At 74.7% G+C, this 24,851-nt stretch carries 23 protein-coding genes and 1 riboswitch; of the genes, 9 read left to right on the plus strand and 14 right to left on the minus strand.

From position 1 onward, the window contains the following. Nucleotides 1-13: 13 nt before the first annotated feature. Entirely contained in the window at nucleotides 14-2,281 is a 2,268-nt protein-coding gene (locus LO772_RS00780; protein ID WP_231776333.1) for a PEP-utilizing enzyme, read from the minus strand. Nucleotides 2,282-2,515: 234 nt separating this feature from the next. Between LO772_RS00780 and LO772_RS00785 the strand changes: the two genes are divergently transcribed. Continuing rightward, the gene (locus tag LO772_RS00785) at nucleotides 2,516-2,995 is read left to right on the plus strand and encodes an MSMEG_6728 family protein (protein ID WP_231776334.1); all 480 of its coding nucleotides are present in this window, start codon (nucleotides 2,516-2,518) and stop codon (nucleotides 2,993-2,995) included. Nucleotides 2,996-3,028: 33 nt separating this feature from the next. On the opposite strand, the gene LO772_RS00790 is transcribed toward LO772_RS00785, so the two are convergent. Then, nucleotides 3,029-3,448 carry a peptidase inhibitor family I36 protein gene (locus LO772_RS00790; RefSeq protein ID WP_231776335.1) on the minus strand — a complete coding sequence of 140 codons (420 nt, stop codon included), beginning with the start codon at nucleotides 3,446-3,448 and terminating at the stop codon, nucleotides 3,029-3,031. 260 nt (nucleotides 3,449-3,708) lie between these two features. Between LO772_RS00790 and LO772_RS00795 the strand changes: the two genes are divergently transcribed. Then, entirely contained in the window at nucleotides 3,709-4,467 is a 759-nt protein-coding gene (locus tag LO772_RS00795; protein ID WP_231776336.1) for a histidine phosphatase family protein, read from the plus strand. A 315-nt stretch (nucleotides 4,468-4,782) separates the two neighbouring features. On the opposite strand, the gene LO772_RS00800 is transcribed toward LO772_RS00795, so the two are convergent. Beyond that, nucleotides 4,783-6,321 (minus strand): MFS transporter, encoded by a 1,539-nt coding sequence (locus tag LO772_RS00800; protein ID WP_231776337.1) that lies wholly within the window; start codon nucleotides 6,319-6,321, stop codon nucleotides 4,783-4,785. 197 nt (nucleotides 6,322-6,518) lie between these two features. Here LO772_RS00800 and LO772_RS00805 point away from each other — a divergent pair, with 197 nt between their 5' ends. After that, entirely contained in the window at nucleotides 6,519-7,508 is a 990-nt protein-coding gene (locus tag LO772_RS00805) for an Lrp/AsnC family transcriptional regulator (protein WP_231776338.1), read from the plus strand. A gap of 152 nt (nucleotides 7,509-7,660) precedes the next feature. Here LO772_RS00805 and LO772_RS00810 read toward each other — a convergent pair whose 3' ends face one another. Beyond that, a complete protein-coding gene (locus tag LO772_RS00810) occupies nucleotides 7,661-8,092 on the minus strand; it encodes an NTP pyrophosphohydrolase (protein ID WP_231776339.1) in 432 nt (143 codons plus the stop codon). A 523-nt stretch (nucleotides 8,093-8,615) separates the two neighbouring features. On the opposite strand from LO772_RS00810, the gene LO772_RS00815 reads away from it, so the two are divergent. From LO772_RS00815 to pspAB, 4 genes are all read left to right on the plus strand, one after another. Next, entirely contained in the window at nucleotides 8,616-9,413 is a 798-nt protein-coding gene (locus tag LO772_RS00815; RefSeq protein ID WP_231776340.1) for a PspA/IM30 family protein, read from the plus strand. Then, entirely contained in the window at nucleotides 9,410-9,688 is a 279-nt protein-coding gene (gene pspAA, locus LO772_RS00820) for a PspA-associated protein PspAA (RefSeq protein ID WP_231776341.1), read from the plus strand. Before LO772_RS00815 ends, pspAA begins: the two co-directional genes overlap by 4 nt. Nucleotides 9,689-9,693: 5 nt before the next feature. Next, the gene (gene htpX, locus LO772_RS00825; RefSeq protein ID WP_231776342.1) at nucleotides 9,694-10,599 is read left to right on the plus strand and encodes a zinc metalloprotease HtpX; all 906 of its coding nucleotides are present in this window, start codon (nucleotides 9,694-9,696) and stop codon (nucleotides 10,597-10,599) included. Nucleotides 10,600-10,797: 198 nt separating this feature from the next. Next, entirely contained in the window at nucleotides 10,798-11,382 is a 585-nt protein-coding gene (gene pspAB, locus LO772_RS00830) for a PspA-associated protein PspAB (protein WP_231779831.1), read from the plus strand. 161 nt (nucleotides 11,383-11,543) lie between these two features. On the opposite strand, the gene LO772_RS00835 is transcribed toward pspAB, so the two are convergent. The 3 genes from LO772_RS00835 to LO772_RS00845 form a co-directional block, all read right to left on the minus strand. Further along, nucleotides 11,544-11,933 (minus strand): hypothetical protein, encoded by a 390-nt coding sequence (locus LO772_RS00835; RefSeq protein WP_231776343.1) that lies wholly within the window; start codon nucleotides 11,931-11,933, stop codon nucleotides 11,544-11,546. 449 nt (nucleotides 11,934-12,382) lie between these two features. Then, entirely contained in the window at nucleotides 12,383-13,456 is a 1,074-nt protein-coding gene (locus LO772_RS00840; RefSeq protein WP_231776344.1) for a helix-turn-helix domain-containing protein, read from the minus strand. A gap of 463 nt (nucleotides 13,457-13,919) precedes the next feature. Beyond that, nucleotides 13,920-14,939, minus strand: a complete 1,020-nt coding sequence (locus tag LO772_RS00845) for an LLM class flavin-dependent oxidoreductase (protein WP_231776345.1) — start codon at nucleotides 14,937-14,939, stop codon at nucleotides 13,920-13,922. Nucleotides 14,940-15,065: 126 nt separating this feature from the next. Here LO772_RS00845 and LO772_RS00850 point away from each other — a divergent pair, with 126 nt between their 5' ends. Further along, nucleotides 15,066-15,527, plus strand: coding sequence for a helix-turn-helix domain-containing protein (locus LO772_RS00850; RefSeq protein ID WP_231776346.1), 462 nt, complete (start codon nucleotides 15,066-15,068; stop codon nucleotides 15,525-15,527). A gap of 405 nt (nucleotides 15,528-15,932) precedes the next feature. Here the strand turns inward: LO772_RS00850 and LO772_RS00855 are convergent, their stop codons facing one another. Both LO772_RS00855 and LO772_RS00860 read right to left on the minus strand, forming a co-directional pair. Next, a complete protein-coding gene (locus LO772_RS00855; protein WP_231776347.1) occupies nucleotides 15,933-16,520 on the minus strand; it encodes a ClpP family protease in 588 nt (195 codons plus the stop codon). Then, nucleotides 16,517-17,146 carry a ClpP family protease gene (locus LO772_RS00860; RefSeq protein ID WP_231776348.1) on the minus strand — a complete coding sequence of 210 codons (630 nt, stop codon included), beginning with the start codon at nucleotides 17,144-17,146 and terminating at the stop codon, nucleotides 16,517-16,519. Before LO772_RS00860 ends, LO772_RS00855 begins: the two co-directional genes overlap by 4 nt. Nucleotides 17,147-17,411: 265 nt before the next feature. On the opposite strand from LO772_RS00860, the gene LO772_RS00865 reads away from it, so the two are divergent. Beyond that, the gene (locus tag LO772_RS00865; protein ID WP_231776349.1) at nucleotides 17,412-18,287 is read left to right on the plus strand and encodes a PaaI family thioesterase; all 876 of its coding nucleotides are present in this window, start codon (nucleotides 17,412-17,414) and stop codon (nucleotides 18,285-18,287) included. 16 nt (nucleotides 18,288-18,303) lie between these two features. Here LO772_RS00865 and LO772_RS00870 read toward each other — a convergent pair whose 3' ends face one another. From LO772_RS00870 to LO772_RS00890, 5 genes are all read right to left on the minus strand, one after another. Next, nucleotides 18,304-18,990 (minus strand): ATP-binding cassette domain-containing protein, encoded by a 687-nt coding sequence (locus tag LO772_RS00870; protein WP_231776350.1) that lies wholly within the window; start codon nucleotides 18,988-18,990, stop codon nucleotides 18,304-18,306. Nucleotides 18,991-19,449: 459 nt separating this feature from the next. Further along, nucleotides 19,450-20,925: an ATP-binding cassette domain-containing protein gene (locus LO772_RS00875; RefSeq protein WP_231776351.1), complete on the minus strand. Its 1,476-nt coding sequence runs from the start codon at nucleotides 20,923-20,925 to the stop codon at nucleotides 19,450-19,452. Next, nucleotides 20,922-21,803, minus strand: coding sequence for an ABC transporter permease (locus LO772_RS00880; protein ID WP_231776352.1), 882 nt, complete (start codon nucleotides 21,801-21,803; stop codon nucleotides 20,922-20,924). The genes LO772_RS00875 and LO772_RS00880 overlap by 4 nt, the downstream gene beginning before the upstream one ends. Beyond that, nucleotides 21,803-22,831: an ABC transporter permease gene (locus tag LO772_RS00885; RefSeq protein ID WP_231776353.1), complete on the minus strand. Its 1,029-nt coding sequence runs from the start codon at nucleotides 22,829-22,831 to the stop codon at nucleotides 21,803-21,805. The genes LO772_RS00880 and LO772_RS00885 overlap by 1 nt, the downstream gene beginning before the upstream one ends. After that, complete coding sequence (locus LO772_RS00890) at nucleotides 22,828-24,456, minus strand: ABC transporter substrate-binding protein (RefSeq protein ID WP_231776354.1); 1,629 nt, start codon at nucleotides 24,454-24,456, stop codon at nucleotides 22,828-22,830. Before LO772_RS00890 ends, LO772_RS00885 begins: the two co-directional genes overlap by 4 nt. A gap of 105 nt (nucleotides 24,457-24,561) precedes the next feature. Then, a riboswitch (cobalamin riboswitch) is annotated at nucleotides 24,562-24,815 on the minus strand. Nucleotides 24,816-24,851: the final 36 nt, after the last annotated feature.

Here is a 24,851-nt window from a genome sequence, read left to right on the forward strand (position 1 = left end):
AGACGGTGTGGTTTCACGCCGCCTCCCGGGTGTCGGGCGCCGCGGGTTCGGCGCGGGCCGCGTTCTTCGTGGGTGCGGGCGGCGCGGCGGGGGTGTCGGTCGGGGTCTCGACGACGCCGGTGCGTCCGTCGACGAGCACGGTGTCGCCCGGTGCGAGGACGTCGAGCGCGCCGTGGGCGGCCACGACGGCGGGGACGCCGTGTTCGCGCGCCAGGATGGCGAGGTGGGAGAGGGGGCTGCCGGTCTCGGCGATCAGGCCGCCCAGGCGCGGCAGGGTCGCCGCGAGGCCCGGGGCGAGGGTGCGGACGACGAGGACGCCTTGGCGCTCGGGGAGGCCGTCGAGTTCCGCCGGGTCGTGGACGACGGTGCCGGTCGCGCGGCCGGCCGAGGCGCCTTGGCCGTGGAGGCCCGCGCCGGCGGTGCCGCGGCGGCGTCCGGGGCGGGCGACGAGGGCGACCGGGGTGCCGTCCTCGGCGATGCGGAAGGCGGTGGGCAGCGGTGTGGGCGGGGGCGTGCGGTCGGCGGGTTGGTGCCAGGCGCGGGTGGGTTCGCGGAGCAGGGCGAGGAGTTCGTCGAGTCTGAGGGCGCGGACCGCGTCCGGGTCGGCCAGGCGTCCTTGCGCGACGAGGCGCGCGGCGATCTCGCGTACGGCGGTCGCCTGGAGTTCCTGGGTCCAGCGGGCGCGCAGGCGCAGGGCTTCGCGCAGCACGCCGGCGGCGGGTCGGTCGCGCGGGTCCGCGGGGGTGGGGACGCCGTGGGCGGCGGGCGGCGGGGTGTGTGCGGTCTCGGGCCAGACGGGGGCGGCGATCGACGGCGGGACCAGTGCGAGGAGAACCGGTTCCTCGCGGACGAGTTCGTCGGCGGGGCGATCGGAGACGGCCAGCAGGCGCAGCGCGACCCCGACGGCGGTGGTGGGTTCCTCCTTGTCGCGCATCACCATGCCCATCAGCGCCTCGTGTTCGTGCAGTGCGGTGAGGAGCGGGCCGGACTGCCGCAGGACGCCGACGAGTTGGGCGTCCGTGAGGTCGTGTGCGGGCGGGACGCCGACGAGGAGGGCGTCGGTCTCACGCACCAGGTCCGCGGCGATCGCGGGGAGTACGGCGCGCAGTCCGCCGACGGACCAGGCGACGCGCAGGCGGCGCAGGCCCGGGCGCGGGTCGAGCAGCGCGGTGAGGCGTCGGGACGGTTTTCCCCCGAGGGGTTCCACACCGAAGACCCGCAGGGGGACGACCGGTTGGCCGCCGACGGAGCGGACGAGCGCCGTGGCGGTGTTCCAGGGGTCGGGGTGGGCGTGCGCGGGTTCGGGGCGGCGGGGGCGCCGTGTCCCGGCGGCGCCGGAGCGGCGCAGCGCGGCTTCGAGGCCGGCGCTGAGCGGTGGCAGCCACAGGTCTTCCTCCAGCGGCCACAGCGGTGCGGGGAAGGTCTCCGCGAGGGGCCCGGCGCCCAGGACCACGGCGTCGTCGGGAACGGCCGCCGCGATTTTGGTGACGGGGCGGGACTGGAGCAGGATGAGCCCGCCGTGTTCGGTCCAGCCCCATTCGATGTCCTGCGGCCTGCCGAAGAGTTCCGCCGCGTCGCGGGCGAGGCGCGCGAGGGAGCGGCCGAGTTGCCCGGCGGCGAAGCCGAACAGGCGGCGTACGCGCGTCCCTTCGCGCTTGAGGGTGCCGCGCGGGCCGAGCGTGAGGAGGGTGCCGTCCTCGGTTCCGGAGACCAGGCCTTCGGGTGATCCGGCGGTCGCGGCGACCACGGTGCCGGGTCGGCCGGTCACCGGGTCGACGCCGAACAGCACGCCGGATATGTCGAATTCGCGCTGCGGCTGGACGAGTACCGCCATGGGGGCGCCGTCGCCCGAGGCGACGACCGCGTCGACGGCGGCGAACAGGCGGGCGAACTCTCCCCCGGTGTGCGCCGCGTCGGGGATGCGCACGGGGTCGGCGCGGACCACGTCGCGTACCGACAGGAAGTGGCCCGCCTGCGAGGCGTTCTCGCCGTCCTCGTGCGGCGAGGAGGAGCGGACGATCCACGGCTCGGGCAACGCCGCGACGGCGGCGGCCAGTTGCGCGCGGTGGGTGCCCGGCGGGGCGGCGGCCCCCGCGACCGTCACGACCACGCCGGGCAGCACCGGCAGCCCCGAACTCCCGGCGCGGGCAAGGGCGGCGGCTTTGCGCCCGATCGTCTCCCCGGTGGTCGGCGACGCTGAGGCCGCGTCGCCGGTGATCACCTCGTCGAGCCGGACCACGTAGGGTGCGCTGTCTCCCGCACCGCCGGACCGGCTCCCCATTATCGGTTCCGTGACCGACATTTCACCTCCCGCACCCCCGACATACGACCCCTGTGCATATATCGACGGTATGCCTGGCCGACATGTGACAACATCCTGCGGACGAATCGGTTGCGTGCTGCTTCCCAAGTAGTACGTTCGCGCGGGCCCGCCCGCCCTCGGGAGGAGGTCTCGCCGCCGTGCGGAGAAGGCTCCTTCTTTTATTCCTGGGCGTGCTGTGAGGGAGACGACATCGTGCGGACTTTCCCGCCGTACGCCGGCTTCCGGGCGTCGGCCCGGGTCCTGGACCGCCGCCGGCCCGGGAAGCGGCGGGTGGAGGCGCCGCGGGTGCTGCGCGGGCTTGTCGTGCCCGGCTACGGGTGGCGCCGGCATTCCGCGGTGCGCGTGTGGGCCGGGTATGAGGAGGCGTTGGTCCGCTACGGCCTCGACGTGTGCGCGGTGCGGCGCGAGCAGGGGCACCGGGACGGCTGCGCGGCAACGCTGGTCGCGGACTTCGCGGCGTTCCGTCCCGGTGCCCCGTGCCCGGTGCGCCGCCAGTCGGTGTCGGCGGGCGCCGGGGAGTTGCCTCCGTGGCGCGGCGGCGACGCGTTTCACCGCAGCCATCGGTCGGCGCTGGTGCGCAAGGACCCGGCCTACCACGGACCGGTGTTCCCCGGGGTGCCGGACGACCTGCCCTACGTGTGGCCCGCGTCCGACCGGGCGGACGGCGCGTGAACGGGCGCCGCGGGGGCCGGTGGTGACGTGCCGTCAGCCGTCTTCGCCGAGCGGGGTGCCGCAGCTCCGGCCGCCCGGGCCGTCGAAACGCACGGAGCTGAAGAAGTCGCGGTAGTCCGGGGAGAAGTTGCCCTTGCCGGTCGGGCCGGCGGAGGTCGTGGCCGTACAGCCGGTGTAGTTCGCCTCCGACCACAGGTAGATGGTCGAAGTGGTGCGGTTCCAGTCGGATTTGGCGCGATCGTTCATCCCGAGTGCGGCGAGGTCGGGCGTGCTGCCGGTGAGCGCGATCATGTCGCCGGTGCCGTCCAGGCCCGAGAACACGCAGTAGTGGTCGGCGGGGCAGCGGTCGTAGCCGTCGGCCGCCCGGGCGGTGGCGGCGGTGGCGGCGGTGGGCAGCAGGGCGGCGGCGAGTGCCGCCAGCGGCACGGCCAGGGCGCGCGGCGTGATCCTCATGTGCTTCCTCTTCCTGGGAGTTCGGGCGGGGACGTCGACGGACGCGTGGCACACCGGGGTGCGCCCGGCTGGTTGCTGCCCGGTGCCCCGCGCGTGCACGCGGGGTTCACCCGCACGTGTGCGACCGGGGCGGGTGTCGCGGTACGGCGGGCGGGTGCGGGAGCGTCGTGGGCGGCGTTCCGCCGGAGGTGCCGGATCATCGGGACGGGCGGCCCGCCGGGGGCGGCGTGACGGGTGAAGGGGAGCGCACAGTGACGGACATGTCGGGGGACGGCTTCGGGGGTGAGGCGCCGGGTCGCGGGGACACGCTCGCGGTCCCGTTCGCGCTCGGCGGGCTCACCGCCGTCCGACACGGGCAAAGCACCGCGAACGCCGCGTTCGAGGAGGCGGCCCGGACCGGCGCGACCGGTCTGCCGGTGGCGGGGGCGGACGCCGATGTCCCGCTGTCGGGGCCGGGCCGGGCCCAGGCGTCGGCGCTGGGGGTGTGGTTGGCCGCGTCGGCGCCGGAGCGCCGCCCGGAGGTGGTGGTCTGTTCGCCGTATCTGCGGGCCCGCGAGACCTGGTCGATCATGGCGGCGACGGCCGCCGAGCGCGGCCGACGCCCTCCCCCGGTGCTGGTCGACGGCCGCCTGCGCGACCGTGAGATGGGCGTCTTCGAACTCCATCCGCCCGCCGCCATCGCCCGCCGGGCACCGGGTGAGGCCGAGCGGCGGGCACGGTCGGGCGCGTGGGCGTACCGCCCGCCGGGGGGCGAATCCCTCGCCGATGTGGCGCTGCGGGTAGGGGACTTCCTTGACCGCCTCGATCGTGCGGCCCCCGGTCGGCAGGTTCTCGTGGTCGCGCACGACAGTGTCGTGGTGGCGCTGCGGTACGTGATCGCCGGCATCGGCGCGCCCGTCCCGGACGGTGTGGCCGTACCCAACGCGTCGGTGTCCCATTGGGCGGGCGACGGTAGGCGGTTGCGTCTGGTCACGTGGGCCGATACGAGGCACCTGACGGGTGGGAACGCCGCGCTGTGACCGGCGCCGCCCGCGGGGAGACGGACGACCCGTCGCCACCGGCCGCCGCGGGAGGCGGTGTGGTGCGCGCCGCGGGCTGATCCGTGCCGGGCGTCGTCGCGGGTTCGGCGGACGCGGAACCGGCGTACGGACCCGGTGGGTTGGCGTGGATCACGTCCGCGCGAGGCCCCGCGGCGGCAAGCGTCACCGGTCCTCACCGCGTCGGACCCAGCCAGCCGGAGCGGGGGCGTGGCGCCGCGCTCGGGCGGTGTCCGGAGGCCCTGGGGCCGTCGCGGTGAGGACCGGTGAGGACCGGCGAGTCGTTGCGTCGACGCGTCAGACCGCGTCGGAGGGTTCGGGCTGCTGTGCCGGAGCCGGGGCGGGGGCGGGGACGGTCCGCGGGCGCGTGGGACGTACCACGACGAGGACCAGCAGCCCGGCGATGACGCCGACCGTGCCGCAGACGACGAACACGCGGTCCAGACCGGCGGCGAACGCGTCGCCGATCGCGGCGTGGATGGTGTCGCGGCTGCCGGGAGGGGCGGCGGCGACGATCGCGGGAGCCGCGCCGGAGCCGACGGCCTCCGCGGCGGCCTGCGGGTCGGCGATGCCCTGGGTGCCGTCGAGGCGGCCTTCGACGGTGGAGCGGAACACCACGCCCGCGATGGCGATGCCGAGGGCGAAGCCGAGTTGGCGGAAGGTGTTCAGCGCACCGCCGGCCATACCCGCCCGGTGCGGCGGGACCGAGCCGAGGGCGACTCCCGCGATCTGCGGCATCGCGAGGCCGACGCCCACGCCGATGGTCACCAGGCCCGGGACGAGTATCCAGCGACCGGAGTCGGCGTCGACCAGCGTCAGGAGCAGGGATCCCGCACCGATGAGGACGATGCCGACACCGACGGGCCCGCGCGGGTGGACGTCGTGCAGCAGGCGCCCGGCCAGGCCCGAGACGACGAAGGCCGTGGCGGCCATCGGGAGCAGCGTGAGGCCCGTGGCGACCGGGCCGTACCCGAGGAACGACTGGAGCCACACCGAGATCTGGGGGAAGCAGGAGAACGCCGCGAACTGCGCGAGAGCGCCGCCGAGCATGATCACGCTGAACGCCGGACTGCGGAAGAGCCCCAGTTCGAGCATCGGGTGCGCCGCCCGGTGCTCGGCCGCGACGAACGCCGCCAGCGCGACGGCCCCCACGACGAGCACGGTCAGGACGGTCGCGTCGCCCCAGCCCTCGGCGCCCGCACGGATCAGGCCGTACGTGACCAGTCCGGCGGCTGCGGTGAACGTCACCAGGCCCGGGACGTCGAGGCGCGCGGCGCGGTCACCGTGGGACTCGTCCAGGACGCGCAGGGCCATGACCACCGTGAGCAGCCCGATCGGCAGGTTGACGAGGAAGATCCATTCCCAGCCCAGGTGTTGGGTGAGCAGCCCGCCGGCGATCGGCCCCACGGCCGCGGCGGCGCCGGACACCGCTCCCCACACGCCGATCGCGAGGCCGCGGTCCCGCCCCTGATAGGCGTGTCCGAGCAGGGCCAGCGTGGTGGCGAACATCGCCGCCGCGCCGAGTCCCTGCACGGTCCGGGCCGCGATGAGCGTCGCCGTGTCGGGGGCCAGCGCGCACAGCACCGAGGCGGCGGTGAAGACGAGGGTGCCGCCGACGAACACCGCGCGGCGCCCGAGCCGGTCGGCGAGGTTGCCCGCGGCGAGGAGAACCGCGGCCAGCGCGAGCGTGTACGCGTCGAGCACCCACTGGAGGTCGGCGAAGGACGCGTCCAGATCGCCGGCCATGTCGGGCATGGCGACGATGACGATCGTGACGTCGATGAGCAGCATGAACGTTCCGAGACAGACCGCGATCAGCGGTCCCCACTTGCGCATGGCACGGCTCCAGGGGAGGTCGGCGAGGCATTTCGGCCGGGAGATTCGAAGAAGGGGCGGTTCGTTGGGACGATCGGGTGATCCAGCCGCCGGCGCGGCGGCGGGCGGCACGGCGAACACTGTCCCGGGCCGGGGTGGCGCGGGGCGAGTCACCGAGTGGAGCTGGACGGATTCCGCCGCCGCGTAGGGTTCCCCCTATGGATTCCGTCATATTCGACGACCTCGATCGGGGGCTCGTCCACGCGCTGGAGATCGACGGCCGGGCGCCGTTCTCGCGCATCGCCGAAGTCCTGGGCGTGTCGGAATCCACGGTGGCGCGCCGCTACCGCCGGCTCCGCGCACACGGGCAGTGCCGTGTCGTCGGGGTGCGGGACGTTCGCCGCACCGGCCAGCCGACGTGGGTGCTCCGGGCCCGGTGCTCGCCGGCGGCCACGGACGCGATCGGTTTCGCGCTCGCCGACGCGCCGGAGGCGGCCTGGGTGCAGGGGTGTTCGGCCGGGACCGAGGTCTGGTGTTCGGTGCGCGCCGATCCCGCCGACGAGCACAATCTCGCGCTGACGCGCCGGTTGGGCCGGACACCCGGCGTCCTCGCGGTCACCGCGGTGCGCGTGCTGCGGGTGGTGGTCGGCGGGCCGCAGAGCTTTTCGTTCACGTCGAAGCTCTCGGCGGCGCAGCAGAACGCGCTGGCGTCCGCCGCGCCCGCGGTGTCGTGGGACGGTCCGCCGCCGGAGCCGTCGACGCTGGACGCCCCGTTGCTGCGGGCCTTGTCGGTGGACGGCCGCGCCTCGTACGCGGATCTCGCCCGGACGTGCCGGGTGTCCGAGGCGGCGGTGCGGCGGCGGTTGGACGTGCTGCGCCGCGCCGGTGTCGTCTTCTTCGAGCAGGAGACGGATCTCACCGCGCTGGGGCACGGGACGACGGCGCTGCTGTGGATGACCGTCCGCCCTTCGCGCGTCGCCGCGGTCAGCGACGCGGTGGCCTCGCATCCGGCGGTCGCGTTCGCAGCGGTGACCACCGGGGCGGTCAACCTGAGCGCGTACGTCGCGTGCCGTGACGTGGGCGAGCTGTACGGCGTCGTGGTGGACGGGTTCGGCGCGCTGGACGGCGTCGAGCACATCGACACGGCACCGGTGGCCGTGACGTACAAGCGCGAGGGCACGGTCGCACGCGGTCGACGACGCGGGTGACCCGCGCCGGGATCAGTGCCGCGGCACCGCACGGGGGCCGACCGGCTTGGCCCCACGGGCAGGCGGCCCGCGATCGGCGGTGACCATCGGACACCGGCGCTCGCGGGGCACGACGTGTTCGGCGGCGTCGGCCCGGCGGACGACGCCCGCCCTCACCTCCGCGGCACCGCGCGCGGGCCGACCACTTCGGCACCCAACTCGGCCACACGGGCACGCAGCCCGCGGTCGGCGGTGACGACCAGGCAGCGGCGCTCGGGCGTTGCCTCGTGTTCGGCGGCGACGAGGCGCACGATCGCGTCGTCGCCGCTGCCGGTCGCCGCGATGACCCGCACGCCCGGCACCTCGGGGAGTGCGCGGGCGGCGCCCTCGACGACCAGCCGCAGGTCGAGTGGGCCGCGCGCCGCCCACGCGGGAACACGGGCCGTCTCCCCCAGGCCGTGTTCGGCCACCGGCACGAGGGCGTCCCGCAGGCGTTCGGCCGCGCCGAGACGGTCGCGCCACCAGCCGTCGGGTACCGAACCGATGACGTTGGCCGCGTCGACGACCACCAGCGGCGCCGAAGCCTGCGGCGTTCCGTCGGCCATGTGCCCCCTCCCCACGTCCCCGGCGGCACGGCTCCCGTCCGATCCCGGACGTCGGCCGCCGCCGATCCCCCGGATTGTCCCCCACCCGCTCCATCCGCGGGGCGCAGGCGGCGGCCGAGCTGGTGGGTGCGCGAGCGGACGGGCAGCCGGGTCGGCCAGGGGTTGCCCGCCCGCTGGGTTCCGCGCCCGCCCGAATCCCGGCACGCGCGGGTGCTCGCGCCCGCGCGACCGGCCCGACCGGCGCTCCGGCCTCTTCGGCACCGGCCCGGTCGCCTGCTCGGACGCAGGTTCGGGCCCGGGTCTATATCGTGGAAGGTGCCGCGCGTGGCCCGTGACCCCGGGCGATCCGGCGGCACCCCGCCCGACACGGTCGGTTCCGGTTCCCGCCCCGGCGTGGAGGCCGCGCCTCGGCGCCGAGCCCCGGACGACCCGGCCGCCCGCGAGCCGAAACCGCGTGTGCGCGCGGTGGCGCTCCCGGAGGAACCGGAGGAGACCGGTAGGAACCGGAGGAAATGGTGGAGCCATGGCAAGCATCACGAAACGCGTGACCTCGTTGTTCCGGATGAAGGCGAACAAGGCCTTGGACAAGGCCGAGGACCCCCGCGAGGTCCTGGACTACTCGTATGGGCAGCAGTTGGAGATGCTGCGCAACGTACGCCGTGGCGTGGCGGATGTCGCGACCAGCAACAAGCGGGTCGAGCTGCAGATCGGCAAGCTCCAGGCGTCCGACGAGAAGCTGCGGACCCAGGCGCAGCAGGCACTCGCCGCGGGGCGCGAGGATCTGGCCCGGGAGGCCCTCACGCGACGGGGCACGGTGACGACGCAGATCGCGGATCTGGAGAGCCAGCAGGCGTCGTTGCAGGAGCAGGAGGAGAAGCTGTCGCTCGCGGCGGAGCGGTTGCAGGCGAAGGTCGACGCGTTCCGTACGCGCAAGGAGACCATCAAGGCGTCGTACACCGCCGCCGAGGCGCAGACGCGGATCGGCGAGGCCGTCTCCGGCATCAGCGAGGAGATGGGCGACGTCGGCATGGCGGTGCAGCGGGCCGAGGACAAGACCGAGCAGATGCAGGCCCGCGCGGGCGCGCTGGACGAGCTGATGGCGTCGGGTGCGTTGGAGGACGCGTCGCTCCCGACGGGCCGCGACGACATCCAGGCCGAGTTGGACGCCGCGTCGGCGGACCACGACGTCGACGCCGAACTCGCCCGCATGAAGGCCGCGCTGCCCTCCTCCGGCGACTCGGGTCCCGCCCAGTTGGAGAAGGGCGAGGGGGACGCGGAGCAGGTGCGGCGGTCGCAGCCCGACGAGGAGGCGTCGTCATGATCATCAGAATTCTCGGCGAGGGCCAGTACGAGGTGTCCGACGCCGGCGTCGACCGCCTCAACGAGCTCGACGCGGTGGTGCAGTCGGCGGCCGACGCGGACGAGGACGCCGCGTTCGCCGCGGCCGTCGCGGACCTCGTCGGCGCGGTGCGCACGCTCGGGACGCGGCTGCCGGCCGACGCGATCAAGCCGTCGGACCTGGTCCTGCCCGATGAGGGCACGAGCCTGGCGCAGGTGCGGGCGATGCTGACCGACGAGGGCCTGGTTCCGGGGTGACACCGATGCGCAGCCGATTCGAGCCCGACCGGAAACTGACCGGTCGCATGCTGGTCACCATGTTCCTTTTGGGACTGCTGTACGTGGCGTTCATCGCCGCGCTGATCGTGCTGCTCAAGTCGGTCGCCCTGGTGGTCGTCATCGCCGTGGCGCTGCTGGGGGCGCAGTACTGGTTCTCGGACCGCATCGCGATGTACGCCATGCGGAGCCGGGTGGTGAGCCCGGAGGAGGAACCCGAACTGCACGGCATCGTGGACCGGTTGTGTGCGACGGCGGACATGCCGAAGCCGAAGGTCGCGGTGTCCGACATGGACCTGCCGAACGCGTTCGCGACGGGACGCAATCCGAACAAGTCGGTCGTGTGTGTCACGCGGGGGCTGCAGCGCCGGCTCGACCCGGCGGAGTTGCAGGGCGTGCTGGCCCATGAGCTGTCGCATGTGGCGCACCGCGACGTCGCGGTGATCACGATCGCGTCGTTCCTGGGTGTGATCGCGGGGCTGATCGTGCGCTTCGCGTTCTATTCGCAATTGTTCGGCCGGGGTCGGCGCGATCAGAACACGGCGGCGATTTTCGCGCTGGTGCTGCTGGTGTCGGCGGCGGTCTACGCGATCAGCTTCCTGCTGATCCGGGCGCTGTCGCGGTACCGGGAGCTGGCGGCCGACCGGGCGGGTGCGCTGCTCACGGGCCGTCCCTCGGCGCTGGCGTCGGCGCTGACCAAGGTGAGCGGGGACATCGCCCGCATCCCGACGGAGGATCTGCGCACCGCCCAGACGTTCAACGCGTTCTTCTTCACCCCCGCGCTGGGGCCGGGGACGACGTTGTCGAACATCTTCGCGACACACCCGCCGTTGCAGAAGCGCCTGGACGCGCTGGCGGAGATCTCGGCGCGGTTGGGGGACGAGGCGCCGTAGCGGTGGGCGTCGGGGAACGGGCGTGCGCGCGGGTGGGCGCCGGGGCTCGGCCCCGGGGCTCGCCCACCGCGTACGGACGGGGTGGTGCGCGCCGGCGCCTCGGGGCCCGGTGTGGAGTGAGCACCGCTCGGGGGCGTGAATGCGGGCGGGCCGTACGGCGCCGGGTTGGCGGCCGTGACCGGAGGGAGAGCCGACGCGATGGGCTTCTGGGACACCTTGTTGGGTCGCACCAAACCGGTGCGGCCCGACCTCGATCAATTGTTCGGGGTGCCGTCGGCGGCGATCACCCTTGAGGCGGCGATGGGGTTCACGCCGACCGGCCGGGGCGCGGTGTGCTTCGCGTCGCTCGAGGGTGCGGCGTTCACGCGGCTGAGCGACGAGGTGCACACGCTGCTGCGGACCACGGACACGGTGTCGGCCGGCAGCGGGAAGGCCGAGTTCAGCCGCGACGAGTACGGCTACTCGTGGCTGACCGCCGAGCATCCGCCGGACGACGTCGCGGCCCTGGTCAACGACGTGCACGCGGTGAACTCGGCGTTGGAGGCGGCCGGATTCGGCTCGCACCTGCTGTGCTCGCTGGTCGCGTTCCGCGACACGGAGGCGCGGAGCCTCGCGCTCGTCTACCTGTACAAAAGGGGGACGTTCTACCCGTTCGCGCCCCTGCCGGGCGACAAGCGCGACAGTCCGCTGGAGCTGGAGGTCAAGGCGACGCTGCGGGACGATCTGCCGATCGAGCCCGAGTTGGCGCGGTGGTTCCCGCTGTGGGCGGCGCCGGGGCTGTGACGGCGCGGGGCCGCGAGAGCCGCGCGGGGCCGGAGCGCGGCGGGCGCCGGACGCGTGCGCCGACAGCGGGCGCGAGGATGCGCGGGCGGGTTCCGGGGCACGCGACGGGGCACCGATTCGGTGTCTCGCCGGTCCCTGCCGCACACCCCGCGCTCCGGGGGTCAGGCCGGGGCGAAGGCCTGGAAGGTGTCGCGGAGGGTGACGGATTCGAGGGCCGCCTGGGCGCGGCCGAGGGCGGCCGAGAGCGCGTTGGCGTAGTCGGCCGCGTTCTCCAGGGCGGAGTGGACGTCGATGACGTGCGGGGCCGCGTTGCCGCCGCCCTCGACCTGGAGGCGGCCGTCGGCCAGGAGCCCGGTGAGGAAGTCGTCGATCTGCCGGAAGGCCTGGGGCAGGCCCATCGTGGCGGTCGACAGGTTGCCGAGCGTCGCCTGCGCGTCGGCGGGGTGGGTGAGCCCCGGGCCGCCGGGCGGCACCGTGGCGTACACCAGCACGCGGACGAGCGCGGTGATCGCGTCGGTGAGTTCGACGGCGGCCGACTTGTCGGTGGTCATGGTGTCGCCTCCACGGCGGTGTCGACAGGCATCAGATGAGGTGCCGCGGCCGGGGGCATGTGCCGGTCACGGCGCCGGAGAGCTTCACGGGGTGGCCGCGGGCGCGACGTGCGCCCGTTGATGAGGCAACCTAACGATCCTCGGTAGCGCGCGTGTTTCCGGTGGGGCGCCGGAGGCGGGTGTTCCGGGGGCGTGCGCGCCGGGGTGAAACCGGGCCTTGCGCCGCAGACCGGTCAGGCACACGGTGCCATAAGTGTCCGAACCGCCCAATCCGCTGGGTTCCGACCGTCTTGTTCCCGGTGCTCGAACACACCCCAAAAATCACTCGAACGGGTGACAACCAGATGACGTCGTCCGCGTACGCCCACCGACGCGGTCACGAGTGGTCCGGCGCGGTCGCGAAAGCGGCCGGGGTGTTCACGCGGCGGTCAGGAGGTGTCGGGTCAGGGTCAGGTGGTCGTCTCGCGGGTGTGGGCGCGGTAGTCGCTCGGGGTGATGTCGTACTGGCGGCGGAATCCGCGGGCGAACACGCCGGGGTCGGTGATGCCGACCGAGCGGGCGATGGCGGCGATGGGGCGGTGGGCCTGGCGGGGGTCGGCGAGCATGCGGCGGGCCGCGGCGAGGCGGGTCTCGCGGATGTAGCGGGAGGGCGAGGAGTCGCCGGCGCGGAAGACGAGGTCGACGTACCGGACGGAGACCCCGAAGGCCGTCGCGATGAGCTGCGGGGTGAGCGCGGGGTCCGTGAAGTGCCGCAGGACGAAGTCGCGCATGCGCGGGAGTTGGGCCTGCCGGGACAGTTGTGGCGTCGAGAGCCGGGTGTCCCCCGCGGCGGCGGTGCGCAGTGTGGAGACCAGCAGCTCGTACGTGGTGTGGCCGAGTTCGGCGAGCGTGTCGGGCGGCAGCACGGCCGAGCCGCGGCACAGTTCGGCGACCACGGAGCTGAGGACGCGCAGTGTGGGGTCGTGGGCCGGGATGAGGCGCCCGAGTTCGGGCGTCGTCCGCAGGTCGCGGATCAGCGCGGCGCGGGGCACGTTGACCGACAGGTAGTGCGCGAAGGAGTCGGCGGTGAAGCTGTATTGCCGGGTGGAGTCGAGCAACACCGCGTCGCCCGTGCGCAGTTCGTTGGGCCGGTCGTCGGAGACGGTGTGGCTGGGGCGCCGCGCGAGCATGAGGTGGTAGAAGTCCACCGGGTTGCGGTCGATGAGCCGCCGGGTCCGCGCGGCGTGCATCGGGTCGGACGCGACGTCGGTGACGGAGACCGCTCCGAGGTCCAACAGGTAGACCCAGCCGGTGTAGTCGGTGCGCGGCGTGAGGTCGACGGGCGAGGCGTCCAGTTCGACGACGGCGTCGCGGAGGATTTCACGCCACGAGTCGATGTCGGGGGCCGCGTCGGAACCCTGGCAGGAGGGGCCGGGGCGCAGCACCGGGCGCGTGCGGCCGTGCGGGCGGACGACATGGCGCCGGCCGCCCGCGGCGGGGCTCGGTATCGCCCCGAAGGCGTCGGTGCCCGGTGGACGCGACATGCAGACCTCCCGGCCCTCGGACCGGCCGAAGCCGTGCTCGGGGCCCCTTGGCGAGCCATCGTACGGTGTACGCCGTCGGGGGTGCCGGGTGCGCGGGCGGCGGGTGTTCGTCGCCGTGCGCCGCCGGCACGGTGCGACGGCTGTGCGTGAATCTACCGTCGTTCGTGCGCGGCGCGCCGGTTGGTCCGGGGTGGAGACGCGGCTTCTTGCCGCGGGCCCGCGGTGGCGGGTTTTCGACCGCCCGGCGTCGCTGTGCACGCTGTCACCGGGGAGCGTCGGGCGTACCCGGGAGGGCCGTTGGGCGCGGAGGGCCGCCCGGCCGCGGGTCACAGAACGCGAAGTCGAACGAACGTTGCCGGACGACGATCGCGCAGCCGTGCGCACACCGGCTGTCCACGGCGCGACGGACAGGGACGGTGCGCGCGGCGACACGCCCGAGTGGGCCGGTGCGTTCACCGCACGTTCAGCCGACGGTCGCGGTGAGCCCGGCGAGGCGGGCGATCCGCGCGTACGTGTCGGACCTGCGGGCGACGTCGAACGTGCTTGTGGTCACCAGGAATTCGTCGGCCCCGGTGCGGCCGACGAGGCGGCCCAACTCGGCTTCGACGTCGTCCTCGGTTCCCCGGATGTGGCCGCGCAGTCCGTCGGCGAGGTATGTGCGTTCCTTCGCGGTCATCGCCAGGGCGCGGATCTCGTCGGCGGGCATGAGCGGCGGGAACACCCCGTGGGTGCGGGCGTACGCGGCCGACCACGCCTCGGGAACAAGCAAGTCCTCGGCGTCCTCCGGTGTGTCGGCGACGGCGACCGACCCGGCGATCACGACGTACGGCTCATGCGCCCAGTCCGAGGGGCGGAACCGCGTGCGGTACGCGTCGATCGCGCGTACGGTACGTTCCTCGGCGCCGAACAGCGCGATCACCAGCGGCAGTCCGGCGCGGGCCGCGTACTCGGCGCCCTCGCCGGTCGCGAGGACGAACGGGGCGGGCCGCAGGCCCTCGGCGGGACGTGCGTGCACGCCGGGGTGCGCGGTCTGGTCGCCCGTGAAGTAGCCGAGCAGTTCGGCAAGGTCGTCGGGGAATCCGTCGGCGGCGTCCTTGTCGCGGCCGAGGGCGCGGCGGACGCCGTCGGTGAATCCCACCGATCTGCCCAGGCCCATGTCGACGCGGCCGGGGAACAGCGCCTCCAGGACGCCGAATTGTTCGGCGACCACGAGCGGGCGGTGGTTGGGCAGCATCACCCCACCGGTGCCCACCCGGATGCGTTCGGTCGCGCTCGCGACGGCCGCGGCCAGGACGGTCGGCGCCGATCCCGCGACACCGGGAACGCCGTGGTGTTCCGCGACCCAGAAGCGGTGGAAGCCCAGGTGTTCGGCTTCGCGGGCGAAGCGCACGGTCGTGCGCAGCGCGTCGGCCGCGGTCTCGTCGCGCCGTGTCCGCGACCGATCCAGAACCGAGAAGCGCGTGGTGCGCGGCAACGTGCCCATGTGGGGGACAACGCCCGCGCGGCGCGGGCATTCCCCGGCGCGTCAAGCGCCGCGCCGGGGCGCGGGGCGGTTCCGCTACGGGCGGACAGCCTCGAAGCGGTGGCCCGGCGCGGCCTACGATGAGGCATGGCCGAGACCGCCGCGCCCGCCACCGGGACCACCGACACGACCACCCGCGGTGCCGGCGACGGCACCGCCGACAACGGCGGCGAGGCCCCGCCGCCGCCCCCGGCGCGTGGCGACGGGAGCGGTCGGCGCGCCCCTGTGGCGCCGCGGCCGGTCCGCGCGCCTCGGCCGCACGAACCACTGTGGCGCCACGTGCTCGGCGGCCGGTTCCGATTCCTCCGCCACGAGCGCGGCGAGACGCTCGTCGAGACCGCCGGCCGCGCCGGGGTGTCCCCGCAGTACCTCTCCGAGGTCGAGCGCGGCATCAAGGAGCCGTCGAGCGAGATGATCGCCGCGCTCGCGGGCGCACTGGACGTGACACTCGGCGACCTCGCCCTCGCGGTCGCGGAGACCCTGAGCAGCACGCGATCCGCCCCCCGGACGCCGACCTGCCACGCGGCGGCCTACGCCTTGGCGGCGTAGTCCCGGTTTCCCGCGGAGGCTGCACAGTCCGGCGGTCGGACGACCCCGCGCGCCATACCGCGGCCGGGGGGAGCCTCGGCGCCGGGCGGTCCGGCCGTCACGCGGCGGCGAGATTCTGCGATCGCGGCGTTCCCCTGCGCCACGTGCTCCGGTGCCCGGCCCGCCGTGGGCCGCCGGAAGGACCCCCGCGCGCGACGCCGCGGCGCGCTTCCGCGGCCGAGGGGAACCTCGGCGCCGGGCGGTCCGGCCGTCACGCGGCGGCGAGGCTCCGCGATCGCGGCGTTCCCCGGCGCCACACGCCTCGGCTGCCGCGCGCCACGTACCCCGGTTCCGCGGGCGCGCGCGGCCGGGCGGCCCGGGGTCGCGTCGGCCCCGGGCCGAGTGGCGTCGGGGCCGGGCGCCGTGTCAGCGTTGGTCGATGACGTGGTCGACGAGGCCGTACTCCTTGGCGCCCTCCGCGGTGAAGACCCGGTCGTGGTCGGTGTCGGCGCGCAGCGTGGCGGTGCTGTGGCCGGTGTGCCGGGAGAGGATGCGTTCGATGTCGGCGCGTACCCGGACGACCTCGTCGGCCTGCAGGATCAGGTCGGGGATCGCGCCCCGGCCCTGGGCTGCGGGCTGGTGGAGGACGACGCGGGCGTGCGGCAGGACGGCGCGCTTGCCCGGTGCGCCGGCGGCGAGCAGCACGGCCCCGACGGCGACGGCCTGGCCCACGCACGTGGTGGCGACCTGCGAGCGGATGTAGCGCATCGTGTCGTAGACCGCGAGCATGGCGCTGGGGTCGCCGCCCTCGCAGTTGATGTAGAGCTGGATGTCCTGGTCGTGGTTGTCGGCCTCCAGGAACAGGAGTTGGGCGACGAGCGCGTTGGCGACTCCGGCGTCGATCCCGGTGCCGAGGTAGATGACGCGCTCGGCGAGCAGGTGCGAGTACACGTCCATGACGCGTTCGCCGCGGGAGTCGCGGGTGATGACGTTGGGGATGGTGTACGTGCTCATCGCGTGCCTCCCTGGAATCCGGCGTCGGGCGTGATGCGGCGCGACCCGCTCGGGGCGATCTCGTCGAAACCGCTCACGATGCTGTCGATGAAGCCGTACGCACGGGCCTCGTCGGCGGTGTACCAGCGGTCGTGGAGCGAGTCCTCGAAGACGCGTTCGACGGGTTGTCCGGTGTCCTCGGCGATCAGGCCGAGGACGGTGTCGCGGGTGTGGCGCAGGTCGTTGGCCTGCAGTTCGATGTCGACGGCCGTCCCGGCGATCCCCGCGGAGCCCTGGTGCATGAGCACGCGGGCGTGCGGCATCGCGCGGCGCTTGCCCCGGGTCCCGGCGGAGAGCAGGAACTGGCCCGCGCTGTAGGCGATCCCGAGGACGAGAGTGGACACGTCGCACGGAACGACGTGCATGACGTCGCGGATCGCCAGCATGGACGGGACGGAACCGCCCGGGGAGTGGATCCACAGCGCGATGTCCGTCGACGGGTCCTCCGCCGCGAGGGTGATCAGCTGCGTGGTGAGCAGCGTGCCGTTGTCGTCGTCGAGCGGGCCGTCGAGGATCAGGACGCGCTGCGCGTACAGCTCGCGCCGCGCGCGGTCGTGGAACAGCGGGGGTTTGTTTTCGTCGCTCATGCCGTTCAGCTTCGGCGGCGCGAGGGGGCGGGACCAGGGCGATCTGCCGTGGGCGGATCCGCTGTGGGCGGACGGCTCCCCGGCCCTGGGCGTCCGCGCCCCGCCACACCCTGCGATAATGGCTCTCTCGCGGGCGAGAATGCTGTTCTCAACGGGGGCGTGGACGCCTTGCCCGCCGAGGCAGACCCACACGCACCACCGGACGGCACAACGGCGGGCCGCCCCCGGCCGACACGCGGACCGCCCCGAGGCACAGGACAGCTCCATGACTGCGCAGCACAACGTGGCGGATCCGCTCATCCGGCGCGGCCGAGGGCCCATGACCCTCTTCGGCGTCCGGGTCACCGCCGAGCCCGGCGAGAACGGCTCGCGCGGCGAGATGGCCTCGGGCCCGTGGATGGCGGGCCCCGACGGCACCCCGAGCAGCGGCGCGCTGGGAGTCCTCATCGACGACACTCTCGGCCGCGCGACGTCCGCCCACCGGCCCGCCGCGCTGTGGCCGGTGACCACGGAGCTGTCGATCGACTACACCGCGCCACCGCCGGCCGACGGCCAGGTTGTCCGCGGCACCTCCACGGTGGTCGCGGTGCAGCCCCAGGGGGTGCTCGTCTCGGGCGAGGTGCGGGACGCGGCGGGCCGCACGCTCGCGGTGACGACGCTGCGCAGCCGGTTCACGCCAGCCGTACCCAGGAACGTCGCCGAGCTGTTCGCGCCGGACGGGTCCGCCCTCGCGCCGATGCCGGAGGTGCCCGCCGCGCCGGAGCCGCCGTACCGCGAGTCGCTGCTCGGGATGCTCGACGCGACGTTGGACGCGACCGGGGACACCGCCTCGCTGCGGGTGCCGGGCCGCGACATCCTGACGAACGCCAGCGGCGTGATGCACGGCGGCATCGCGCTGTGCGCGACGCAGGTGGCGGCCTCGCCGTTGCTGCGGCCGGAGGACGGGATGGCACTGGCGTCCGTCCGCATCGGCTACCTGCGCGCGCTCGACATCGGCGGGGACACCGAGTTCGTCGCCCGGGTGGTGCACGGCGGCCGGACCTTCCGGCTGATCGAGGTGGTGTCGTACGGTCCGTCCGGCAAGCCGGGCACGATCGCGACGGTCGCGGGCTACACGGGGGCGGGCGCGGCAGCGGAGTAACCCCGTTTTCGCCCGCTCACGGCTCAGCGTCGGTCAGGATCCCGCCGTCGAGCCGCAGCGTGCGGGTGGCGACCGCGGCGACGGCGTCGCGGTCGTGCGAGACGAGGACGACGGCGGTCCCCGAGCCCGCCGCACGGTCCAGCAGGCGCAGCACGGCCGCGGCGGCGGACGCGTCGAGCGCGGAGGTCGGCTCGTCGGCCAGCAGCAGGCCCGGGGTGGCGAGGAACGCCCGTGCGAGTGCGACGCGTTGGCATTGTCCGCCGGAGAGCCGGGCCGGGCGCGTGTCGGGGTCGATATGGCCGAGGCCGACGTCCGCGAGGGCCGCGAGTGCCGCCGCACGGCGGTCGGCGCGGCCGGGGCGCGTCGCCCGGGGACGCAGCGCGAGCGGTTCGGCGGTGGTGCGGGCGATGCTCCAGTGCGGGTCGAGGCTGCCCGCGGCGTCCTGGAACACGGCGGCGACGGCTCCCGGGGCGGGCCTGCCGCGCCGGGTGCCCGGACCCCAGTCGACGGTTCCGCCGTCGGGGGCCTCCAGTCCGGCGAGGACGCGCAGCAGGGTGCTCTTACCGCTTCCGGACGGGCCCGTGACCCCGACGATCTCGCCGGGGGCGGCGACGAGGTCGGCGCCGCACAGGATTTCGCGACGGCCCTGGACCCGTCGAACGCCGAACGCGCGCACGGCGGGGCTCGCGGCCTCGTCACTCACGCGGACACCTCGCATCCCTCGCCACCGCACCCACGCGACGCGTCATTTCCCTCCCCCACCCGCACACCTCCCCGACCTCGACATTTCACGACTCCCCACGCCACCCGGCACCGTCACGCGGACACCTCCCCGGGCTCGACACCACACGGCGCCCGGCGCGCCACCTCGCGCGCTCACGCGGACACCTCGCGTCGCTCGCCACCGCACCGCGCGACGCGTCGCCTCTCTCCCCCACCCGCGCACATCCCCGGGCTCGACACCAAAGGACTCCCCTCGCGCCACCCCGCACCCTCACGCGCGCACCTCCCGGGCTCGACACCACGCTCCCGTCGCGCGACCTCGCGCGCTGTCGCAGGCACCTCGCGTCGCTCGCCACCGCACCCGCGCGAGATTTCTCTCCCTCACGCACACCTCGCCGGCCTCGACACCGCACGACTCCCCTCACGTCGCTTCGCGCGCTCACGCGACCTCCCCGCAGGCCACACCGTTGGTGAGCACCGGTACCGTCCGACGGCACCGCGCGGTGGCCAAGGCACAGCGCGGGGCGAACGCGCAGCCCGTGTCCGGACCGCGCAGGGCCGAGGGCGGGTCACCGGGGATGGGTCGCGGCAGGAGGGCGTCGCGGGTGGGACGGTCCGTTGACTCCGGTTGCGCGAGGCTCTGCTCCCGCGTCGGGCCGTCCTGCCCGGCCGTGTCGTGCCGAACGCGGCCGTCATCCCGGGCCGGAAGCCGGTCGGCTTCCCGCCCGCGGCCGTCCTCGCGCGAACCCGCGGCCCCCGGCCGCGGCGAGGCGCCGAGCCCGACCGGTTCACCGGGCCGGACCGAACGCCCCGACGCCACCGGCCCGCCAACCCCGGACACACCACCGGAACTCGCCGGACCACCAAGCCCAGACACACCGCCCCGCGCCGCCGACCCACCAACCCCGGACACACCACGGGAACTCGCGGGACCACCAAGCCCGGACGAACCGCCCCGCGCGACCGGCTCGCCAAGCCCGGACACACCACCAGACCCCGCCGAACCACCAAGCCCGGACGAACCGCCCCGCGCCGCCGACCCACCAGGCCCCGACACACCACCGGAACTCGCCGCACGACCCGGCGCCACCGGACCACCGGGCACAACCGGTCTCGTCGCGGAGTCGTGTGGTGTCGATGGGATGGGGTTGTGGGGCGCCGGTCGGGGCAGGGCGGCGGTCAATGCCTGGGTGTAGGGGTGTCGTGGGGTGGTCAGGGCGGCGGTGGCGGGGCCGGTTTCGGTGATGCGCCCGGCGTACATGACGGCGACGCGGTCGGCGTGCCGGGCGGCGAGGCGCAGGTCGTGGGTGATGAGGAGCAGGGCGGCGCCGGTGGCGCGCAGGTGGGCGAGGGTGGCGTCGGCGAGGTCGGCGTCGAGGGCGGAGGTGGGTTCGTCGGCGACGACGAGAGCGGGGTCGTGGGCGGTCGCGGCGGCGATGGCGGCGCGTTGGAGCATGCCGCCGGACCACGTGTGCGGGTGGCGGCGGGCCGCGGCCTCGGCGTCGGGGATGCCGAGTGCGGTGAGTCGTTCGGTGACGGCGCCGGGCGGCGGGGTGCGGCCTTTGGCGCGCCATGCCTCGGCGACGGAGGTTCCGACGCGCAGGCGCGGGTCGAACGCGGTGAAGGGGTCCTGGCCGACGTAGCCGATCGCGTCGCCGCGCAGGGCCTGCCGGGTCTTCCGGTCGGCACCGACGAGTTCCCGGCCCGCGACGGTGATGCTGCCGGTTGTCGCGGTGCCGCGCGGGAGCAGTCCGAGGACGGCGTGCGCGACGGTGGTCTTGCCGCTTCCGCTCTCCCCCACCAGGGCGAGCGCCTCGCCGGCGGAGACGGTCAGGTCGGTGCCGCGGACGGCGACGGCTCCGTTCGCGTACGTCACGTGGAGTCCGGTGATGTCGAGCACCGGCGGTGGGGTCATCGTGAGCCTCCGGCGGCTGCGTCGTGTCCGGCGTCGCGGAGCGCGTCGCCGATCAGGTTGGCCGCGGCGGTCACCGCCAGGACGACGGTCGCGGGGGCGGCGAGGAGCCAGGGCGCGGTGGCGGCGAACGCGCGGGCGTCGCCGAGCATCGCGCCGAGTTCGGCGGCGGGCGGCTGGGCGCCCAGGCCGAGGAACGACAGGCCGGCCAACGCGACGACGGTGCCGCCGAGTTGGAGGGTGGCGACGGTGACGAGTTGCGGGACGACGGCGGGCAGGATGTGGCCGGTGGCGACGCGCAGCGGTCCGGCGCCGGCGAGGCGGGCGGCGGCGATGTACGGGCGGTCGCGCACGCCGAGGGTGAAGGCGCGGACCAGGCGGGCGTTGGCCGCCCACGACGAGACGACCAGGGCCAGCAGGAGGTTGCCGAACCCGGGGCCGAGGAGTCCGACGACCGCGAGGGCGAGGACGAGCGAGGGGATGGCGAGCACGATGTCGACGACGCGCATGAGGACGGCGTCGACGACGCCTCGGGCGAGGCCGGCGGTGACGCCCACGACGAGGCTCACGGTGCACGACCCGGCCAGGACGGTGAGGGCGGCGAGGACGGAGCGGCGCGTCGCGTCGGCCAGGCGGGCGAGTTGGTCGCGTCCGAACTGGTCGGTGCCGAGCCAGTGTTCGGGTGACGGGCCGGTGAGTTTGGCGCCGAGGTGGATGGCGTCCGGCGGCTGGTCGGCGAGGAGTGGTCCGAGGAGGGCGAACAGCGCGACGGCGGCGGCGAGGACGAGTCCGACGCGTCCCTGCGTACTGCCCGCGAGCGGGTTGCGCCGCCAGGTCTCGCGAACGCGCGCGCGGATCTCGGGGGTTGTCCGGATGCGCATCAGCGGGCCCCCTGCGCTCGGCCGCGCAGGCGCGGGTCGACGGCGGCGGCCAGGAGGTCCGCGAGGAGGCTGACGGCGACGTACGCGAGGGTGGCGAAGACCGCGAACGCCTGGATCACCGGCAGGTCGCGGGCCTTGACGGAGGTGACGACGTACGAGCCGGCGCCGGGCCAGGTGAACACGGTCTCGACGATGGCCGCCCCGCCCCACAGGGCTCCGGCGCCGACCGCGACGGCGTGGATCAGCGGCGGCAGGGCGTTGGGCAGGGCGTGCCGCAGGAGCAGCCGCCGCCCGCTCGCGCCGCGCGCGGTCACCGATGCCGCCCAGTCGCTGTCGAGCGCGTCGACGAGGCTGCCGCGCAGCAGGCGGGACCACACGTCGAACAGGCCGAACGCCAGGCACAGCGCGGGCAGTCCGACCTCGCCCCAGGAGCCGTCGAGGACGACGGACCCGAACCCGCCGCGCAGGACCACGACCTGAATGAGGATCAGGCCCGCGACGAAGCCGGGGGTGGCGGCCCCGAGGAGGGCGAGGCCGCGCGCGGCGGTGTCGGGCCACCGGCGGCGGAAGGCCGCGGCGACCAGGGCGGTCGGCACCGCGATGGCCAGTGCGAGCAGGACGGCGGTGGCCCCGAGGCGCAGCGTGGCGGGCAGCCGCTCGGCGAGTTCGTGGGTCACGGGTCGGCCGCTGGCGAACGACGTGCCGAGGTCGCCGTGCGCGGCGCGGACGAGCCAGTGCCCGAACTGCTCGGGCAGGGAGCGGTCGAGCCCCAAGTCGGCGCGGGCCTGGGCGAGTTGTTCGGGCGTCGGCTCGGGGACGCCTTGCGCGACGAGCGTCAGGCGGGCGGGGTCGCCGGGGGCGAGCGGGAGCAGGGACCAGATGATCAGCGCGGCCCCGGCGACGGTGAGCGGGACGGCGAGGAGTCGCCGGGCCACGGGGTGGCCGGCCGCGGCGAGCGCCTTCGCGAGCGGCCCGGGGCCCGGCGGGGCGGTTTTCGTCCCGCCGGGCACCCGGAGGTGCGACGTCACGGAGCGGTGTCGAAGCGCAGGTGGCGGCGGACGTTGGAGGCGTCGTAGCCGGTCCAGTCGCCGCCCGCGACGACCGAGAAGTTCTTGTAGGTGGCCGCGATGACGTACGCCTGCTCGTCGGAGAGGATCGCCTGGGCGTCGCGCAGGAGTTGGGCGCGGGCGTTCTCGTCCGGCGTGGTGAGGAGTTGGTCGCCGATGGCGTCGATGCGCGGGTCGGAGAGCTTCTGGGCGTTGGCCGAGCCGCCGGTGGTCCACCGGGCGCGGAACGGCTGGATGGGGTCGGCGGTGCCGGACAGCGAGCCGTTGAGGCCGATCGACGCCTCCCAGGCGCCCATGTCGGCCTTGGTGCGGGCGGAGTCCTCGGCGTTGACGATCTGGAGGTCGAACCCGGCCTTGGCGACCTGTGCCTTGATGACGACGGCGAGCGCGTTGGTCTCGGGGCCTTGGGCCTGCGTGACGAACCGGATGGTCAGGCGCTTGCCGTCGCGGCTGCGGACGCCGTCGCCGCCCTTGCGCCAACCCGCCTCGTCCAGCAGGCGGTTGGCCTCGTCGAGGTCGGTGCGCTGGGTGGCGGCGGCGTACGGGTAGCCCTCGGGGTAGAGGCTGGTCGCGGTGACGAAGGATCCCGGGGCGACGTCCTGGCCGAGTTCGCGGTAGTCGATCGCGCGGGCGAAGGCGCGGCGGACGCGGGTGTCGTCGAAGGGGGCGGCGGTGAGGTTCATGTCGATGAGCAGGGCCTGGAGCGCCTTGGGGGACGTCTTGAGGACGACGTCCTTGCGCCCGGCGAGGGTGAGCGCGGCGTCCGGCGAGGGGTAGAAGGCGAGTTGCGCCTCTCCGGATTCGACGCCGTTGATGCGGGCCTGCTCGTCGGGGACGACCTTGACGGTCACGGCGGGGAGTTTGGGGCGTCCGGCCCAGTAGTTGTCGTACCGGGTGAGGCGCAGCAGGTCGGGGGACCACGCGGTGATGGCGTACGGGCCGGTGAACGCGCCGGAGTTGACGATTTTCGCGGAGTCGCCGCCGGCCGCCTCGACGGCTTCGGTGTCGTAGATCTGGAGCGAGGTGTCGCGGGCGGCCAGCGCGGCCGGGACGGCGGCGTTGGGGGCGGGCGTCGTGAGGGCGAGGTCGAGCGGGCCGGTGACGCCGACGGTGGTGCCGTCGGCGAGGTAGGTGCGCACGGCCTTGGAGCCCGCGAGCTGGCGGGTGAGCGCGCGGTGGACCGCGTCCGCGTCGACGGGTTTGCCGTTCTGGAAGGTCAGGCCCGGGCGCAGCGTGATGTGCCACTCCGTGGGCGATGCCTGGGTGACGGACGACGCGAGCCACGGGCGTATCCGGCCGTCCTCGTCGGCCTCCATGAGGTTTTCCGCGACGCCCCAGTCGAACAGCCAGTTCGTTCCGGTGCCGGTGGGGTCGAGGCCGGCGATCGTGTACGAGTTGTAGATCGTGAGGGGTTTCTCGGCGGAGGCCCCGGGGGGTCTGTCCTGCGGGTCGCCGCCGCCGGTGCCGCACGCGGCGGTGACCAGGGCGAGGGCGCCGGCGAGCAGGCCGGCGAGGGCGGTGCGGCGGCGCATCGGGCGGCGGCGGGGGGACGGTGGTCCGGCTTCGGGCCGGTGGGCGGATGCCATGGCGCTCTCCTTCGCGAGTTCCGGGCTTCGGAACCGGAGAGCGTGCGGACGAACGACCCCACCGGGCCTCCGCGCGGCCCGCCCTCGGGGTCCGGCTGGGGCCGCGCGCACGCGCGGGCGTCGGCAGGTCTTCGGACTCGCGGGCTGTCGGGTCGCGGTGGCGCCTCGCCGTGGTGCCTGGCGGACGAGGCGTACCGGTTCCCGGAACCTACTGGCCGTCGCTTCCCGGGCCGCGGGGGCCCAGTGCTCGTTTGACGGCGGTCGTTCCCGCTCACCGCTGCGGGGCAGTCCCGGTTTCCCACCGGGTTCCCTCTTGCGACGCCCTCCGGGGAGGGCGAACCGATGCGGAGCACACGCTACCGCTCGGGGTCGCGGCGGCCGTCGGTGGGTGCGGC

It is taken from the genome of Yinghuangia sp. ASG 101, assembly GCF_021165735.1.
Classification (GTDB): Bacteria; Actinomycetota; Actinomycetes; order Streptomycetales; family Streptomycetaceae; genus Yinghuangia.

Bases quoted from the DNA above. Each gene is read 5' to 3' on its own strand.
- LO772_RS00780 (WP_231776333.1), bottom strand. From the start codon at position 2,281: ATGGGGAGCCGGTCCGGCGGTGCGGGAGACAGCGCACCCTACGTGGTC.
- LO772_RS00790 (WP_231776335.1), bottom strand. From the start codon at position 3,448: ATGAGGATCACGCCGCGCGCCCTGGCCGTGCCGCTGGCGGCACTCGCC.
- LO772_RS00795 (WP_231776336.1), top strand. From the start codon at position 3,709: ATGTCGGGGGACGGCTTCGGGGGTGAGGCGCCGGGTCGCGGGGACACG.
- LO772_RS00800 (WP_231776337.1), bottom strand. From the start codon at position 6,321: ATGCGCAAGTGGGGACCGCTGATCGCGGTCTGTCTCGGAACGTTCATG.
- LO772_RS00805 (WP_231776338.1), top strand. From the start codon at position 6,519: ATGGATTCCGTCATATTCGACGACCTCGATCGGGGGCTCGTCCACGCG.
- LO772_RS00810 (WP_231776339.1), bottom strand. From the start codon at position 8,092: ATGGCCGACGGAACGCCGCAGGCTTCGGCGCCGCTGGTGGTCGTCGAC.
- LO772_RS00815 (WP_231776340.1), top strand. From the start codon at position 8,616: ATGGCAAGCATCACGAAACGCGTGACCTCGTTGTTCCGGATGAAGGCG.
- pspAA (WP_231776341.1), top strand. From the start codon at position 9,410: ATGATCATCAGAATTCTCGGCGAGGGCCAGTACGAGGTGTCCGACGCC.
- htpX (WP_231776342.1), top strand. From the start codon at position 9,694: ATGCGCAGCCGATTCGAGCCCGACCGGAAACTGACCGGTCGCATGCTG.
- pspAB (WP_231779831.1), top strand. From the start codon at position 10,798: ATGGGCTTCTGGGACACCTTGTTGGGTCGCACCAAACCGGTGCGGCCC.
- LO772_RS00835 (WP_231776343.1), bottom strand. From the start codon at position 11,933: ATGACCACCGACAAGTCGGCCGCCGTCGAACTCACCGACGCGATCACC.
- LO772_RS00840 (WP_231776344.1), bottom strand. From the start codon at position 13,456: ATGTCGCGTCCACCGGGCACCGACGCCTTCGGGGCGATACCGAGCCCC.
- LO772_RS00845 (WP_231776345.1), bottom strand. From the start codon at position 14,939: ATGGGCACGTTGCCGCGCACCACGCGCTTCTCGGTTCTGGATCGGTCG.
- LO772_RS00850 (WP_231776346.1), top strand. From the start codon at position 15,066: ATGGCCGAGACCGCCGCGCCCGCCACCGGGACCACCGACACGACCACC.
- LO772_RS00855 (WP_231776347.1), bottom strand. From the start codon at position 16,520: ATGAGCACGTACACCATCCCCAACGTCATCACCCGCGACTCCCGCGGC.
- LO772_RS00860 (WP_231776348.1), bottom strand. From the start codon at position 17,146: ATGAGCGACGAAAACAAACCCCCGCTGTTCCACGACCGCGCGCGGCGC.
- LO772_RS00865 (WP_231776349.1), top strand. From the start codon at position 17,412: ATGACTGCGCAGCACAACGTGGCGGATCCGCTCATCCGGCGCGGCCGA.
- LO772_RS00875 (WP_231776351.1), bottom strand. From the start codon at position 20,925: ATGACCCCACCGCCGGTGCTCGACATCACCGGACTCCACGTGACGTAC.
- LO772_RS00880 (WP_231776352.1), bottom strand. From the start codon at position 21,803: ATGCGCATCCGGACAACCCCCGAGATCCGCGCGCGCGTTCGCGAGACC.
- LO772_RS00890 (WP_231776354.1), bottom strand. From the start codon at position 24,456: ATGGCATCCGCCCACCGGCCCGAAGCCGGACCACCGTCCCCCCGCCGC.